The sequence below is a fragment of the Bacilli bacterium genome, assembly GCA_036381315.1.
In the GTDB taxonomy this organism is placed as follows: domain Bacteria; phylum Bacillota; class Bacilli; order Paenibacillales; family KCTC-25726; genus DASVDB01.
Genome location: DASVDB010000173.1, coordinates 1 through 15,041 on the forward strand (window position 1 = coordinate 1; position 15,041 = coordinate 15,041).

11 protein-coding genes are annotated in these 15,041 nt (G+C 53.0%); 8 read left to right on the plus strand and 3 right to left on the minus strand.

Annotated features, from left to right (window positions below):
• The 6 genes from VF260_12785 to VF260_12810 form a co-directional block, all read left to right on the plus strand.
• Window positions 1-410, plus strand: a 410-nt coding sequence (locus VF260_12785; protein ID HEX7058055.1) for a sugar ABC transporter permease, incomplete at its 5' end; no start/stop codon positions are given.
• A gap of 1 nt (window position 411) precedes the next feature.
• Window positions 412-1,239 (plus strand): carbohydrate ABC transporter permease, encoded by an 828-nt coding sequence (locus VF260_12790; protein HEX7058056.1) that lies wholly within the window; start codon window positions 412-414, stop codon window positions 1,237-1,239.
• A 24-nt stretch (window positions 1,240-1,263) separates the two neighbouring features.
• Window positions 1,264-2,307: an NAD(P)-dependent alcohol dehydrogenase gene (locus tag VF260_12795; GenBank protein HEX7058057.1), complete on the plus strand. Its 1,044-nt coding sequence runs from the start codon at window positions 1,264-1,266 to the stop codon at window positions 2,305-2,307.
• Between the two features lie 140 nt (window positions 2,308-2,447).
• Window positions 2,448-3,809: a PTS transporter subunit EIIC gene (locus VF260_12800; protein ID HEX7058058.1), complete on the plus strand. Its 1,362-nt coding sequence runs from the start codon at window positions 2,448-2,450 to the stop codon at window positions 3,807-3,809.
• A 58-nt stretch (window positions 3,810-3,867) separates the two neighbouring features.
• Window positions 3,868-5,976, plus strand: a complete 2,109-nt coding sequence (locus VF260_12805; protein HEX7058059.1) for a BglG family transcription antiterminator — start codon at window positions 3,868-3,870, stop codon at window positions 5,974-5,976.
• Between the two features lie 26 nt (window positions 5,977-6,002).
• Entirely contained in the window at window positions 6,003-6,998 is a 996-nt protein-coding gene (locus VF260_12810) for a zinc-dependent alcohol dehydrogenase family protein (protein ID HEX7058060.1), read from the plus strand.
• Window positions 6,999-7,061: 63 nt separating this feature from the next.
• On the opposite strand, the gene VF260_12815 is transcribed toward VF260_12810, so the two are convergent.
• Genes VF260_12815 through VF260_12825 form a run of 3 tightly spaced genes read right to left on the minus strand, consistent with a single transcriptional unit; the run spans window position 7,062 to window position 9,657 of the window.
• Entirely contained in the window at window positions 7,062-7,847 is a 786-nt protein-coding gene (locus tag VF260_12815) for an ABC-2 family transporter protein (GenBank protein HEX7058061.1), read from the minus strand.
• 6 nt (window positions 7,848-7,853) lie between these two features.
• Window positions 7,854-8,648 (minus strand): ABC-2 family transporter protein, encoded by a 795-nt coding sequence (locus tag VF260_12820; protein HEX7058062.1) that lies wholly within the window; start codon window positions 8,646-8,648, stop codon window positions 7,854-7,856.
• On the minus strand, window positions 8,641-9,657 hold the full coding sequence (locus tag VF260_12825) for an ABC transporter ATP-binding protein (protein HEX7058063.1): 1,017 nt from the start codon (window positions 9,655-9,657) through the stop codon (window positions 8,641-8,643). Before VF260_12825 ends, VF260_12820 begins: the two co-directional genes overlap by 8 nt.
• A gap of 223 nt (window positions 9,658-9,880) precedes the next feature.
• Here VF260_12825 and VF260_12830 point away from each other — a divergent pair, with 223 nt between their 5' ends.
• Window positions 9,881-10,885 (plus strand): LCP family protein, encoded by a 1,005-nt coding sequence (locus tag VF260_12830; GenBank protein HEX7058064.1) that lies wholly within the window; start codon window positions 9,881-9,883, stop codon window positions 10,883-10,885.
• A 710-nt stretch (window positions 10,886-11,595) separates the two neighbouring features.
• On the plus strand, window positions 11,596-15,041 hold a 3,446-nt coding region (locus VF260_12835), incomplete at its 3' end, for a glutamate synthase-related protein (protein ID HEX7058065.1).

Genomic DNA, 15,041 nt, shown 5'->3' on the forward strand with positions numbered 1-15,041 from the left:
CCATGCCGGCGGTGATCATCATGGATATATGGGAATGGACGCCGCTCATCACGATTATCGTTCTGGCCGGTTTGCAGACCGTTCCGCAGGAGCCGCTGGAAGCGGCGGAAGTTGACGGAGCGGGCGGCTGGCAAAAAATCCGCTTCATTCTGTTGCCGATGGTGCGGCGGATGATCGTTGTCGCTCTGCTGATACGTTCAATGGACGTATTGCGGTATGTCGATACGATTACCATTGCCACGGAAGGCGGTCCGGCCGACACGACCAAAATAATCGGCTACTATTTGATGCAGGTGGCGTTCCGGTTTCAGGACATCGGCTCCGCCGCCGTGTTGGGGTTGACGATGCTCTTGATCACCATTTTGCTCGGCAAGTTTTTCCTAAAAGCAATGAACGGCGAGGAGGCATAAAATGACGACACGACGAAAATTTTTGCTTGCTTTTCTTTATGCCTTGATCATTTTGGCCCTCATTTGGGCGTTGGTTCCGATCCTCTTTATGGCGCTGTCTTCGGCAAAAACTCAGGTCAACATGTTTTCCATGCCGCCCAAACTGATCTTTACGCCCACTTTTGGCGTATACCATGATATGTTTTTCGGCAGAGGCAACTTTCCCGAGTTTCTCGCCAACAGTCTGATTGTCAGTGTGGCAACCACCGTGTCATCATTAATTTTGGGCGTAATGGGCGGATTTGCCCTGGCCCGGGGCAATTTCAGGCGGGAAAAGGATATTTCCTTCTGGGTCATCAGTACGCGGATGGCGCCTATCCCGGCAGTCATCTTGCCGCTGTACCTGATATTTGCCAAAATCGGTTTAATCGGCACCAGTTTGGGGCTTATTTTTGCCTACACGACATTTAATTTGCCATTTGCGCTGTGGCTGATGACGACGTTCTTCAAAGATATTCCGATCGCTTTGGAAGAAGCGGCCATGATTGACGGCTGCAGCAAATTTCATGCCTTTTGGCGGATCGCACTTCCCACTGCCGCGCCGGGCATCGTGGCCACCGGGGTGCTCTGTCTGATGTTCTCCTGGAATGATTTCTCTTTCGCCTCCATCTTTTCCGGCAACGGCTCCCAGACGGTTCCAATAGCGGTTTCCCTGCTGGTATCGCAACAAGGCATTCAATGGGGGCAAGCGATGGCTACCGGCACCGTCATCATCACGCCCATGCTCATATGCGGCTTGTTGGTGCGCAAGTATATGGTCCGCGGACTTTCCATGGGCGCGGTTAAATAAACGAAACGAAAGCGAGTGATTCCTGTGAATGGCAAGATGAAAGCGGCTGTTCTTACACAACTGAAAACGATAGAAATCCAAGAACTGGACATTCCCGACTATGGTCCCGACGAGGCGCTCGTGCGCATCAGGGCGGTCGGATTGTGCGGCTCCGACGTGCATTACTATGAACATGGCAAAATCGGGCCTTATGTGGTGGATTATCCGATCATCCTCGGTCATGAAGCCGCCGGAGAAATTGTCGCAATCGGCAGCGAAGTCCGCAACGTTTCGGTCGGAGAGCGCGTCGCCATTGAACCGGGTGTTACATGCGGCCGTTGCGATCATTGCAAATCCGGGCATTACAACTTGTGTCCGCATGTCAAATTTTTGGCCACTCCTCCTTATGACGGGGCCTTCTGCGAATATATCGCAATCCGCGCCGACATGCTGTTTCCGATTCCCGACACGATGTCATACGAAAAAGCCGCGCTTATCGAACCGTTGTCCGTCGGCTTGCACGCCGTCCGGCGCGGCGGCCTGCTGGTCGGCGAAACGGTTGTCATTATGGGCATGGGGCCGATCGGCATTTTTACGATTTTAGCCGCGAAGGCAGCGGGCTCCGGACGGATCATCGGCGTCGATCTCGAACCGTTCCGTCTGGAAAGGGCCCGGCAAATGGGCGCAACGGATGTCATCAATTTGCGGGAGGAAGACGCGCTAACCGCCGTTATGCGGATTACCGGAGGGCGCAAGGCCGATCTCGCGATTGAAACCGCCGGCAACGGCCGGGCGGCGCAGGCGGCTGTGCAAACCGTGCGCAGAGGGGGGCGGGTGGTGCTGGTCGGACTGCCGCAAGAGACGGAAACGCCGTTTAACATTCCGTATATTGTCGACAACGAAATCGATATACGGGGCGATTTCCGTTATCATAACACATACCCGACCGGCGTGGCGATCATGTCCAAAGACGGCATGGATTTGTCGCCTGTTATTACCGACTATATGCCGCTAACGGATACCGCCAAAGCGTTTGCAAAAGCGATACACGAAAAAAACAGCACGTTAAAAATCGTCATTCAGCCGTAAATGGCGGGAACTGAAGCGATAACGGGGATTGATGCGTGACAATGACGAAATCAACCGACTTTGATATGTTTGAGGAGATTGTATTTGCGATTTCGCCATGAGTCCCGAATGAACCTATGCAAAAGTCGGTGAAAACGGATATGCTTTATAAATTCGGTAGACTTCTCAGCACAATCGTTTCGCAAAATATCGCGGTCATTATTGCGATCGGGTTGCTTCGGGCAATCTTCGGGGTATACGGCTGGTTTCCCAACAGCAACGTCGATTTGCTGACAGAACATCTGCTGAATTGGATGGTTCCGGTAATGTTTGGCTATTCCGGAGGCCAATTGCTGGGCGGCAAACGCGGAGGAGCGGTCGCCGCTGTCGTGATTTTTGCCCTGGCGCTGGCCAGCACGGTCTCCATGATTTTCATGGCCTTTATTCTCGGCCCGTTGCTTGGCTACATCGTGAACCGGATCGAGCGGATATTGGAAAAAAGGCTGCCTTCGGGCTTTGAATTGCTGATGTCCAACTTTATTTCCGCCATTTTGGCGGGAGCGCTCGCCGTTTATTGCTTTTCGTACGGAGGGCAAGCCATCTCCAGCATGATCGAAAGCCTGAATAACGACATTCTGCAAATCGCCTACTCCGGGTGGTTGCCGATTTCCGCATTACTGATCGAGCCCGCCAAGATTTTGTTTTTGAACAACATGATGAGTTACGGCATTCTCGGTCCGCTTGGAATTGCCCAGATTGACGACCTGAGCAAATCCGTCTACTTTCTTTTGGAAGCCAATCCCGGACCCGCAATGGGCCTGCTTCTCGCCTTTATTTTCCGGAGGCGCGGCAAATCGCGGCGCAATGCGGCATCTACGCTCGCCATTCATTCGTTGGGCGGAATCCAGGAAGTATATTTTCCCTATGTTTTGGCGCGCCCGATATTGCTGCTCCCCCTGATTATCGGCAGTTTTTCCGGTATTTATGTGTTTCACCATTTCGATTCGGGGCTGGTTTCGATTCCGTCTCCGCCGAGTTTGTTTTTGCTCATCGGACTATCGCCGCCGGGCGACGTCCTGTATGTCCTGTTTGGAATCGCCGTGTCCGCGGCGGTGTCATTTTTTCTGGCCTTGCCGATCATCAAGCCAGCCGCGGAAAAACCGGAGCCTGCCGCTGCGGACGCCGCCGGTACGGTGCCCGGGATAAGCCCCGCCAACTCGTGTCCCGGCAAATATACGATATGCTTTGCCTGTGACGCGGGAATGGGCTCGAGCGCCATGGGCGCCGCCATTTTGCGCAAAAAACTGCGAAGTTTGCATCAGGAGGAATCCTTTACAGTGATTCATTCCTCGCTCGATCAGATTCCGCCTGACGCCGACATGATCGTCACGCACCATTACTTGCTGAAGCAGGCTATCTCCAATGCTCCCGGGCGGGAATACATGTCGCTGGAAAACTACACGGATCCGTCCGCTTACGAAGCAATATTGGAAAAATTGCGCCAATTGGGCGTGACGTCCTGAAGGAAAAGATGCCTCGCCGCAAGCCGCAACAGACGCGTTCTCAAGGATGTGAGTAAAAATGGAGCAGAAAATGGTGGCCAAATTAAATTCCCGGCAGCAGCAAATTTTGCTGTTCTTTCTTGAGTCAAGCGATTACGCGCATTTGAATGCCCTGGCGGATCGTTTAAACATCAGTTTGCGGACCATTCAGCGTGAACTTTCGGAACTGGAAAACTACATGGCGCAGTGGGGCTTGCATTTTGACAGAAAAGTCGGCGCGGGGCTGAAATTGCTCGGCAATAAGCAAGACCTGGCGGAACTGAAAAACCTTTTGGCCGCATCCGCCAAACAATCCATTTACTCGGCAGAAGAACGGCTCTCCATATTGAAACGAACCATCCTCTCGTGCAAGGAACCGATCAAGCTGTACGCGCTTGGCAAAGAATTGCACGTGGCTGTGTCCACCATTCTGAACGATCTGAAAAAGATCGAACCGTGGCTTGAGCGATACGATATTTCCCTGAACCGCAAACACGGCGTCGGCTTGTATATCGAAGGCTCGGAACGAAACATCCGCTCCGCTTTGGCGGATTTGTTGTATGAGAACGTTACCCAGGAGCAGTTGATGGAGTTTATTTTTACACATTCCGGTAACGAAAGGGAAAAGCTCAATTCGGCGATTCGCTTCCGCTTGCTTAATTTCATCGATCCGCAATGGCTGTTCCGGATTGAGGAAGTGATTCAGGAATTTGAGCAGAAACGCGGTTACCGGATGGCGGACAACGCGTATGTCGGCTTCGTCGTCCATTTGGCGCTTGCCGCGCAGCGGTTAAAAGCCAATGAAGCCATTACCATCGAAGACAAACTTGGCAAACAACTGCAAGCGACGAAGGAATATAAGCTTGCCGCCGAACTCGCCGCGGCGCTTAGCGAACGGCTCAAATTGCCTTTTCCGGAAAGCGAGATCGGCTACATAACCATGCATATATTGGCTGCCCGTTCGAATCACGTAATGAACAGCGATTATGACTACTCCTTAACGATCGAATATGCGCGGAATATGATTTCGATCATGGAACACGAACTGAAACTGGAACTGGAAAGCGACGATATGCTCATCCGCAACTTGACCACCCATCTTGCTTCCGCAATCAAACGCATTGAACTTGACATGGAAGTGCGCAATCCGCTTCTGCGGCATGTGAAAGAAGAGTATCGCGAAATTTTCGAAGCGACGCGCAAGGCGACAATGTATTTGGCGCAAAAAATCGGCAAACCCGTCCCCGAGGAGGAAATCGGTTATTTGGCGATGCATTTTGGCACCGCGATTTTAAACAAGCGGGAAGCGTTGCGCTACAAGGTTTTGCTGGTCTGCTCCAGCGGAATCGGGGCTGCGCGGATGCTCCAGGTGCAGATCAAAAAGAAATTGCCCTTGCTTCAGGTTGTCGATACGATTTCTCTTTCGCAAATAGAAAATTGGATCAGCAAGCGGTACCCGGTCGATTTGGTGTTGTCCACGCTGCCCCTTCATTTGGAGGGAGTAAACGTGATTGTCGTCAACCCGTTTCTGACCGACGATGATATCGCCGCGATCAAAACGCAATTGCCGCGGCTTGCGCGAACGGAACACGGCAACGTCGGCGACCGCAGCAGCATCGAACAAGCGGTGGACAAGGCGGAACGCTACGGAAAAGCGCTGGCCGCGTTGCGCGACAACATTGAAGTGATGGTTGCATTTACAGCGGCATCCAAGCGGCATTTGATTGAAAACATCATGGCGTTTGTCGCGGAACATTTTGCGGTAGACCATGCGGCGAAACTGCAACGGGATTTGCTTGATCGGGAAAAACTTGGCCCGTTGCTCCTTGAAGAAGAACGGTTCGCGATCCTGCACTGCCGCAGCGGCGGCATCAAAGAGATGGCTGTCTGCCTATTCCGCTTGGAGCATGAGATCGATTGGGAGGTCAAGGATCGAAAGGTGCCGGTACGCACGGTGCTAACGATGCTCGGGCCGATCGACGCGCCCAATGAAAATTATGAGCTTGCCAGCGAAATCAGCATGGCTTTAATCGAGGAAGAAGCTTTCATGAAAACATTGATATCCGGAACCTTGCAAGAAATTCATGCGAGCATACAGTTTGTTCTGAAAAAAGGCTACGTGAAATTGGCCGGTCAATTGCTCGGATAAAACGATAAGAAAGAGGTTGATAACCTATGAAGGCATTGGTAGTCGAAAAACCCCGCCATGCGGTTGTAAAAGAAATCCCGGAACCGACGCCCGGTAAGGGCGAGGTTGTAATTCGCGTGGAAAATGTCGGCATATGCGGCACCGACATGCATATTTTTGCGGGAGAATTCATTTCCCCGTATCCGATTGTTCCCGGACACGAGTTCGCGGGAGTGATTCATAGCGTTGGCGAAGGCGTGGCCACGTTTAAGCCGGGCGATCGCGTAACCGCCGACCCCAGCCTGTTTTGCGGAGAATGTGAATTTTGCCTGACGAACAGAGGAAACCATTGCTTGAATTGGGGAGCTATCGGCAATACGGTTAACGGCAGCATGGCGGAATACGTCAAAGTGCCGGCCAAAAATGTGCTCAAAATTCCCGATAGCATGAGTTTCGCCGAGGCGGCTTTTGTCGAGCCGCTGGCCTGTGTCGTGCACGGCATGAACAGACTGAACCTGCAAGCCGGCAACCGCGTTATTCTGTTTGGCGCGGGCGCCATGGGACAGCAGCTCGTTCAGGCGATGGCCCACGCCGGCGCTTCGGAATTGGTGGTTGTCGACGTGTCGCGGGAGAAATTGAACATGGCCATGAAATACGGAGCTACCAAAGGAGTATTGAGCGATCAGTTGAAAAAGGAAGATTACCCGCGCGGATTTGACGCCGTTATCGATGTGACCGGAATTCCGGCGGTTATAGAACGGGAAATGGATTTTATCGGCCCGGCCGGGAAATTTCTGCAATTCGGCGTCGCGCCGCAACACGCCACAGTCCGCATCAGCCCCTTCAAACTGTATAATATGGACTGGACATTAATCGGTTCCATGGCGATCAATCATACGTTTATACCCGCCTTTCATTGGATCAAAGAAGGAAGAATCGACTTGAAGCCCCTCATCTCCAAAACGATCAATCTTCAGGAAGCGGTTGAATTTTTCGCCAGGCCAAAAGATCCCGATCTGTTCAAGGTGCAAATCAAAATTTGAGAAACGCCGGAAAAGTCAAACAGCCCTGCACCCAAGTGCAGGGATTTCTTATTTTTCCGCCGCTTACGAACCCGCTCCCCGGTAGCGTCTGATTCCTTCGTTCCAGCATATAATCCCGATCGTCAAAAAGATAATGCCGACAAGCGGCGTAAGCAGCGCGATCGTGCCAAACTGCGCGCGGTCGATAAAATAGGCCGACGGATAAAAGCCGACGAACGCGAACGGCACGACATATGTCAGCAAAATCCGGATCGCCTTGTTGTAAATTCCTACCGGATAACGGCCGTAATTTTGGATGTTCCACATGAGCGGCATAATGCCGGTCGGCGCATCCGAGTAAAAAGAAATCGACGTAAGCGCGACATACACGCCCGCATAGATAAACACGGCGCCAATGACCATCGCCACAAAAACGAACGGATCGTACCAAGAAAGCCCGAGATCAAGCTCCGTCCAGCAATACACCATGATTGCCCCGCCGACCAAAGAGCCGAACAACGACGCGGGATCCATATTTTCCAAAAGCAATTGCACGAGGCTGTTGGCGGGCCGGGTTAAAATACGGTCCATTTCGCCTTTGACAATATACCGTTCGGTAAAATTCCACAAATTAAAGAAGCAGGCGAACACGCCGTACGGCACCATAAAAAAACCGTAAATAAACACCACTTCGGCTTCCGTCCAGCCGTCAAGCAGCGTCGTATGCCGGAATACGACCAAAATAAACAGCAAATTCATGAAATTGAACATAAAATCGGACAACAACTCAATCCAGAAATCAGCGCGGTACGTCAGTCGGGTCTTCATATAATTTTGCATATATTCGGCAAACAAACGCACATAAAACATGACCGATTACCCCCCCTGCACAAACAGCCGGCTCTTCGCCATGCGCCAAATAACGATCATCGGCAGCGTCAGACCGATAAACCAGACGGCCTGTATGCCGAGCGCCTGGTACGCGGCCGCGCCGGAAATTTTGCCGGTGATTTCGGACCCGGGCAAATAGGAAATCGCCTGAAAGGGCAGCCACTCCAGCACATGCCTCGCCCAGCCCGGGAAAAACGACAACGGAATAATCAGGCCGGAGCACAAATCGACGACAACGCGCTTCATCCGCATCAAGCCTTCGATATTTTCCAGGTAAAATGTGCAAAGCCCCGTTAAAATATTGATTTGCGAATTAATGAGAAAACTGAACAAGATCATCAGGAAAAACAACGCCCAAACATGGGGATCGCGCGGCAGCTTTAGGGGAAACAAAAACGACACGATCACCATTCCCGGCACGGAAAACATGAGCAGACGAAACATCCCTTCGCCAAGGCCCTGCATCATTTTCACGACCAGATACTGATACGGGCGGATAAATTGCACCGCCACACTGCCGTCGCGAATTTCGTTGGATATCTCCCGATCGAGGTTGTTGAAATAAAATGCGCGGGCCATCCATGTTACCGCCAGATAAGTGGCCATTTGCCCGAAATCCATATCGCCAAGCGACGTTTTGTCGCCATAGATCGCCTGCCACAAAAAATAATAGGCCCCGATGTTGATGGCGTAAATGACAATCCCGCTGTAATAATTGACGCGGTATGCGAGCATCATTAAAAACCGGATGCGAATCAATTCCAGATAAGCGCTAAGCATCCGCGCCAACCCCGGTCGTCGTTTTGTATATTTCCCGCACGATCTCGTCTGTATTGGCCTCGACGATCTTGATATCCTTAAGCGAAAAGTCGTTGACGACGCGCCCGATTACTTGCGATACGCTTGCTTTCCCGTGGGGAACGAGCACTCTCGCCGTCCAGTCGTTCTCTCCCGTCCACACGACGCCCAAATCCGCCGTCAGCTTGCGCAGCCTGTCCAGTTTGACCGCGTCGGAAAATTGCAGCACGATCTCCCGCCCTTTTCCCCAGCGCTGCTTTAATTGCTCCAGACTGCCGTCGTAGATGATCCGCCCGTCGTCCAGCATGATGACTCGCGAGCATAAAGCTTCAATATCTTGCAAATCATGCGTAGTGAGCAGAATGGTCGTGCCGTGGGTTTGATTCATCGACAGCAAAAATTCCCGGATTTCCGTTTTGACGACGATATCCAGGCCGATCGTCGGCTCATCCAGGAACAGGATGGACGGATTGTGCAACAGTGCCGCCGCCAATTCGCAGCGCATGCGCTGTCCCAAACTCAGCTTGCGCACCGGCCGGTGCAAAAGGTCTGTAAGCTGCAGCCGCTCGGTCAAATCATCCAGCCGTTTTTTGAATTCCGGCTCCGGCACCCGGTACACTTTGCGCAGCAAACGGAAACTCTCGATCACGCCGATATCCCACCAAAGCTGGCTGCGTTGCCCGAACACGACGCCGATGCCGCGGACAAATTTTTCCCGTTCCTTGAAAGGGACAAATCCGTTTACCCGCACCTTGCCGGAAGTCGGCACCAGAATGCCGGTCAGCATTTTGATGGTCGTCGATTTGCCTGCGCCGTTCTCGCCGATATATCCGCAAATCTCTCCCTCGGGAATCGTAAACGTAATATCATTGACGGCTGTGACGGTTTGATAACGGCGCTTGAACAAATCGAGCAACGCCCCGCCCAGCCCTTCACGGTTTTTTTGAATGGAAAATTGCTTGCGTAAATTTTCGACTTCAATTGCCGGCATCTTTTCTCTCCCGTTTCCCTACAATAATTTGTCAGTTTAAGTCCGGTAGCGTCGACTTGAACCGCCCATCCATAAAATTTATAATGAATGGATGAGACTTGCATATAAAATTACTATACATGAACCCCGAAAAAAGTGAAAGGACGTTAACGCCATGACGAGCGGCGACAAACGACCGCCAAGAACCAGACGCAAACCGCGCAGATGGATATTTTGGACCTCCATGTCCTTAGCCATCGTACTTGTTGTATGTGCAGGTTATTATATCTATTCCATTTTAAATTTTACGCGAAACATTCAAGACGACAACAGGTCGTCCAAGTTCGCCCAATTCCAGCAAGAAACCAAACAAGACGAGCCGCCCGAATGGGAGGGCAAGGACAGGGTCAACATCCTGCTGCTTGGCGGAGACTCGCGCGGGCTTGGCAAAAACGAGATTCCGCGCTCCGACACGATGCTGATCGCTTCGCTCGATCCGGTAACGAAGAAAGCTTACCTTTTCTCGCTGCTGCGCGATACGTATGTGCCGATACCCGGACACGGCAGCGAACGCATCAACGCCGCCATTACGTTGGGCGGACCCGAACTGGCGATGAAAACCGTCACCGAATTGACCGGCATTCCGATCCAATATTACGTATATACCGATTTTCAAGGCTTTATTGCGCTTATCGACGCGATCGGCGGCATTGACTTTTATGTGGAAAAAGACATGCATTACACAAGCGCGGCGGACCATCACCAATACGATATCGATCTGAAAAAGGGCGAGCAGCATTTGGACGGCAAAACCGCCTTGCAGTATGTCCGTTTCCGCCACGATGCGATGAGCGATTATGCGCGCACGGAAAGGCAACGCAATTTCTTGCAGGCGGTCGCGCAAAAGCTGAAATCGACCACTTCCATTTTGAAATTGCCGCGCATTTTAAACGCCGTCGATCCGTATATCGAAACCAATTTGTCCATTAACGACATGTGGAAACTGGGCAGCCTGGGATACAAGATCGACACAAACAACGTCGTAAGCGTGCAGCTCCCGCCGCAAGATTTGCTGCGGGAAGAAAACGTCGGCGGCGCAAGCGTGGTGACTGTCGACAGCGACCGGTTAAAAGCGTTTGTGCAGGATACGTTTGCCCCCAAAACCGACGTGGCGGACGGCGACGACAACGGGCAAAAACAGGCCGGCGGCGTTCCCGGCCTCTCCGATTCGGCTGCCGATCAGCAATAAAGGTGCATGTGCCATTTGCATGGCCATGAGGCGCTTCTATTTTGTCCACGGTGATGAAAAGAATAAAAGTGCAACGTTTGCAAGCGGTTTTTGCCGGCTTGCAGCCCTTAAACGTTCACAGTAGTTCAGATCTAACGGCCGTTGTAGGGTGCTTTCAAATCTAGCGGACGTGACAGAGGCTATTTGGGGTTTTACGCCCGGTTTCCAAATGTAACGGACGTAGGCGCGCCTATTTTAACACTTTGTGCGGTATTCAGGTAAAAATAAGGCGAATAGCCGCTGTGGCGTCCGTTAATTTTTTTGCCCAGCCTTTTTTCGGCAATTAGCCTCTGCTGCGTCCGTTAGCGCTGTGCGGGTAGGTGGTCCACCCGATTTTGCTTTGCGCAGGGAGGTAATCCCCCCCGTTTTGGCGGTGTGCGGGGAGGCAGTCCTCCCGTTTTCACGTTGTGCGGGAAAGATTAACGTCTGCAAAGTGCAGGCGCCGGAAGCTGGCTGCCTGAAGACGGCGGGTACAGGCCCTCTATATTCATTCCTAAATAACAAACATTCCCAAGTGAATGTTTGTTATTTTTTCTTACATAGTTATTGTTCCGACTCCCGATTTCATGTTATTTATGAATAAAGTTTGCGAAAATCGGGCATCGATCATGCCGATTTTTGATAAGGAGGTGGCGGTCGGTTAATCGACCTGAGCGAAGATGAATCAAGCCATGCTAAACGAAAGCCGCTTTACCCGACTGCTCGAAACGGAACACGACAGCTGCGGGATTATTTGCCTAATTGAAAAAGACGGAAAACCGACGCGCGACAATATCCGTAAAACCATCAGCGCGCTTGTCAAGATGGAGCACCGCTCCGGGTTTATCGACGGGGAAGGAGACGGCTGCGGCGTTTTGACGGATATTCCGCGCAAGCTCTGGGAAGACCGCCTGCTTGAGGCGGGAAAAGACGGCGGAATAGCCGCCGACCACCGTTTTGCCGTCGCCCATATTTTTGTTCCGCAAAAGGGCGGACAATCGGCCAAAAGCGTGCAGGAAAGCATTCGCGGCATGTTCCGCGATGCCGGCGTCGATATTTTGCTGGAGAAAGAAAATGCGGTGAACAGCGGGGTGCTTGGACCTAACGCCAGAAACGACGAGCCTTTGTTTTGGCAACTCGCCGTTTGGTGCGAAGAAGAACGCAACCGGGTCAACAGCAAGCTGTTTGCGCTGCATACGGCGATTGAAAAGCGGCATCACGTGCATGTGGCTTCATTGAACAACGCCGCATGCGCCTATAAAGTAATGGGTTCCGCCACCATTCTGCCGAAATATTTTCACGATTTGGAGCATCCGCTGTTTGCCGCGCAAACGACAATCGGGCACAACCGCTATTCGACCAATACGCTGTCCAACTTTTTCCGCGTGCAGCCGTTTTCGCTGCTGGGGCATAACGGCGAAATCAACACGATCAAAAAACTTCGCGCGGAAGCGGAAATGATCGGCGTTTCGCTCGTCGACGGCGGAAGCGACTCGCAGGATCTCAACCGGACGATCGAAACGCTCATTTACCGATTCGGCTTTAGCCTTTTTGAGGCGATGGAGCTTGTTTTCCCGCCGATTATCAACGAAATGAAGCTGTTCCGCGCGGAATTGCAAGATTTGTATGTATACTTCCGCCAGATGTGGGGACATTTTGCCCAGGGGCCGGCCGCCATCGTCTCGAGATGCGGTAACGAATGCGTCTTCAGCGTCGATGCGCTGGGCTTGCGCCCGCTCTGGATGGTGGAAACCGAACAGTCCCTGTATTTCTCCTCCGAACAAGGCGTCGTCACGGTGGGCGAAATGATCGGCGAGCCGAAAGCAATCGCCCCCGGCGAAAAAATCGGCGTGTGCTTGCACCCCGGCCGACCGATCGAGATCAAGACGTATCCGGAATTGCAAGACGCCGTGCTAAAGCGCGCGCGGTTGCGCAGCGATTTCTCCGGTTTAGGGAAGCATTTGACGTTCCCCGAATCGCGGCGGAAAGCGGCCGCAAATGCCGCTATCGTACCGACAGACGCCATATACAGCGCGTTCGGATGGGATCGCGAAAGCATTCAGGCAATCGAATCGATGGCGGAAACGGCCAACGAGCCGATTCGCTCGCTTGGCCATGACGGCCCGTTGGCTTGCATCAACCCGGAGCGAAAAAATATTGCCGACTTTATTAAAGAAAGCGTGGCGGTGGTGACAAACCCCGCGATCGACCGGGATCGTGAAATCGAACATTTTTCCACCCGCGTTGTTGTCGGCAGACGTCCGGCCATTTACGGGCAACCGGAGAGCGCCACGATGGAGCTTGTTTCTCCGCTCGTGCTGGAAGGCCCGCTGGGCATCGACAGCAGGAAGGAATTGAATCAGCTCTCGTTCGAACAGTTGCTTTCGGAATTTCTCCAGATCAATAAAAATGCGGCGGCAACGATTTCGTTGTCCGGCAAAAGCGGCGAAGGAACAAAGAACGCGCTCGCGAGGATAAGCGATGAAGCGGTTGCGGCCGCGAAAAACGGCGCGGCGCTTATCATTCTGGACGACGCGGCCGTTTTGGCCGGCGAAGCCCTGTGGCTGGATCCGCATCTCGCCGTATCCAAAGTCGACATTGCGCTGAAAGCGGAAAAACTTGGGCCGGGCGACAATTTGCGCCGCAAAGTCAGCATCGTGCTTCGTTCGGCGTCCGTGCGCAGTCTGCACGATATCGCCGTCGCCTGCGGCCTCGGCGCCGACCTTATTTCCCCGTATTTGCTGTTCGCCACGGCTGTCGGCGAAGCGGGCGTTGCCGGCGCGCACAAGGCGTATACGGCGCTGCAGAAAGGTTTGGAGAAAGTTATTTCCACCATCGGCACGCATGAATTGCGCGGCTATACCCGGTTTTTCTCGTCAATCGGATTGAAGCCGGAAATAGCCGAAGTGCTGGATATCGTCAACTATTTGGGCAGCGAAAAAGCCGGCACCGGTTTTGCCGAGCTGGACCGGGATACCGAACAGCGCTTTGCGGACTTGTCCGGTGAAAAGGCCAAACCGGCGCGCAATTTTCATTTTTTCAACCGGCTGTGGAAAGCGATCAACGAAACGGCGGACGGCAAGGCGCCTTACAGCGACTATGCCGATAAATTGCGGGAAGAAGAACAAAAAAACCCGGTGTCGATACGCCATCTCACCGACTTTGCGTTTGAGAAAGCGGCGGCCGCCCACCCTGCGGTCGATCCGGCGGATGTCGACATCAGCGTGGGCGGGTATGACCTGCCGATGCTAATCTCTTCCATGTCGTTCGGATCGCAAAACGAAATTGCCTTCCGCGCTTACGCCGAAGCCGGCAAAGTGCTGAATATGGTAACCATGAACGGCGAAGGCGGCGAAATTAAAGATATGCTTGGCCGCTATCAAAAGACGCGCGGCGCGCAGGTGGCGTCCGGACGGTTTGGCGTAAACGTGGAACTCGCCAATGCGGTTGCTTTTCTGGAGATTAAAATCGGTCAGGGAGCAAAACCGGGCGAAGGCGGCCATCTTCCCGGTTCCAAAGTAACCGCGAAGATCGCGGAAGCGCGCAACGCGACAATCGGCTCCGACTTGATTTCGCCGTCCAACAACCATGACATTTATTCGATTGAAGACCTGGCGCAATTGGTCTCGGAATTAAAGGAAGCGAGCGGCCGCAAAGCGAAAATCATCGTCAAAGTGCCTGTCGTCCCCGGCATCGGCACGATCGCGGTGGGCATCGCCAAAGCGGGCGCCGACGTCATCACTTTGTCCGGTTACGACGGCGGAACCGGCGCCGCGCGCGTTCATTCCATACAGCATGTAGGGCTTCCCACGGAAATCGGAACGAAATTGGCGCACGTCGCGCTCATTGAAGCCGGATTGCGCCACAAAGTCGAAATTTGGTCCGACGGCGGCATCAAGTCCGGGAAAGATGTTGTGAAAATGATGATGTTGGGCGCGAACCGCTGCGGCTTCGGTACGATCGCCATGATGGCGATCGGCTGTACGGCGTGCCGCGGCTGTCATCTTGACACATGCCATGTCGGCATCGCCACCCAGATCGATTCGGTGGAAGAAGCGCGGGAAAGAGGTTTGCGCCGCTTTGTGCCGCGTGTGCACGATCGGTCTGTCGCCGGACTCGTCCGCTTCTTCTCGGCAAT

Bases quoted from the DNA above. Each gene is read 5' to 3' on its own strand.
- VF260_12800 (HEX7058058.1), top strand. From the start codon at position 2,448: ATGCTTTATAAATTCGGTAGACTTCTCAGCACAATCGTTTCGCAAAAT.
- VF260_12825 (HEX7058063.1), bottom strand. From the start codon at position 9,657: ATGCCGGCAATTGAAGTCGAAAATTTACGCAAGCAATTTTCCATTCAA.
- VF260_12820 (HEX7058062.1), bottom strand. From the start codon at position 8,648: ATGCTTAGCGCTTATCTGGAATTGATTCGCATCCGGTTTTTAATGATG.
- VF260_12810 (HEX7058060.1), top strand. From the start codon at position 6,003: ATGAAGGCATTGGTAGTCGAAAAACCCCGCCATGCGGTTGTAAAAGAA.
- VF260_12830 (HEX7058064.1), top strand. From the start codon at position 9,881: ATGTCCTTAGCCATCGTACTTGTTGTATGTGCAGGTTATTATATCTAT.
- VF260_12815 (HEX7058061.1), bottom strand. From the start codon at position 7,847: ATGTTTTATGTGCGTTTGTTTGCCGAATATATGCAAAATTATATGAAG.
- VF260_12790 (HEX7058056.1), top strand. From the start codon at position 412: ATGACGACACGACGAAAATTTTTGCTTGCTTTTCTTTATGCCTTGATC.
- VF260_12805 (HEX7058059.1), top strand. From the start codon at position 3,868: ATGGAGCAGAAAATGGTGGCCAAATTAAATTCCCGGCAGCAGCAAATT.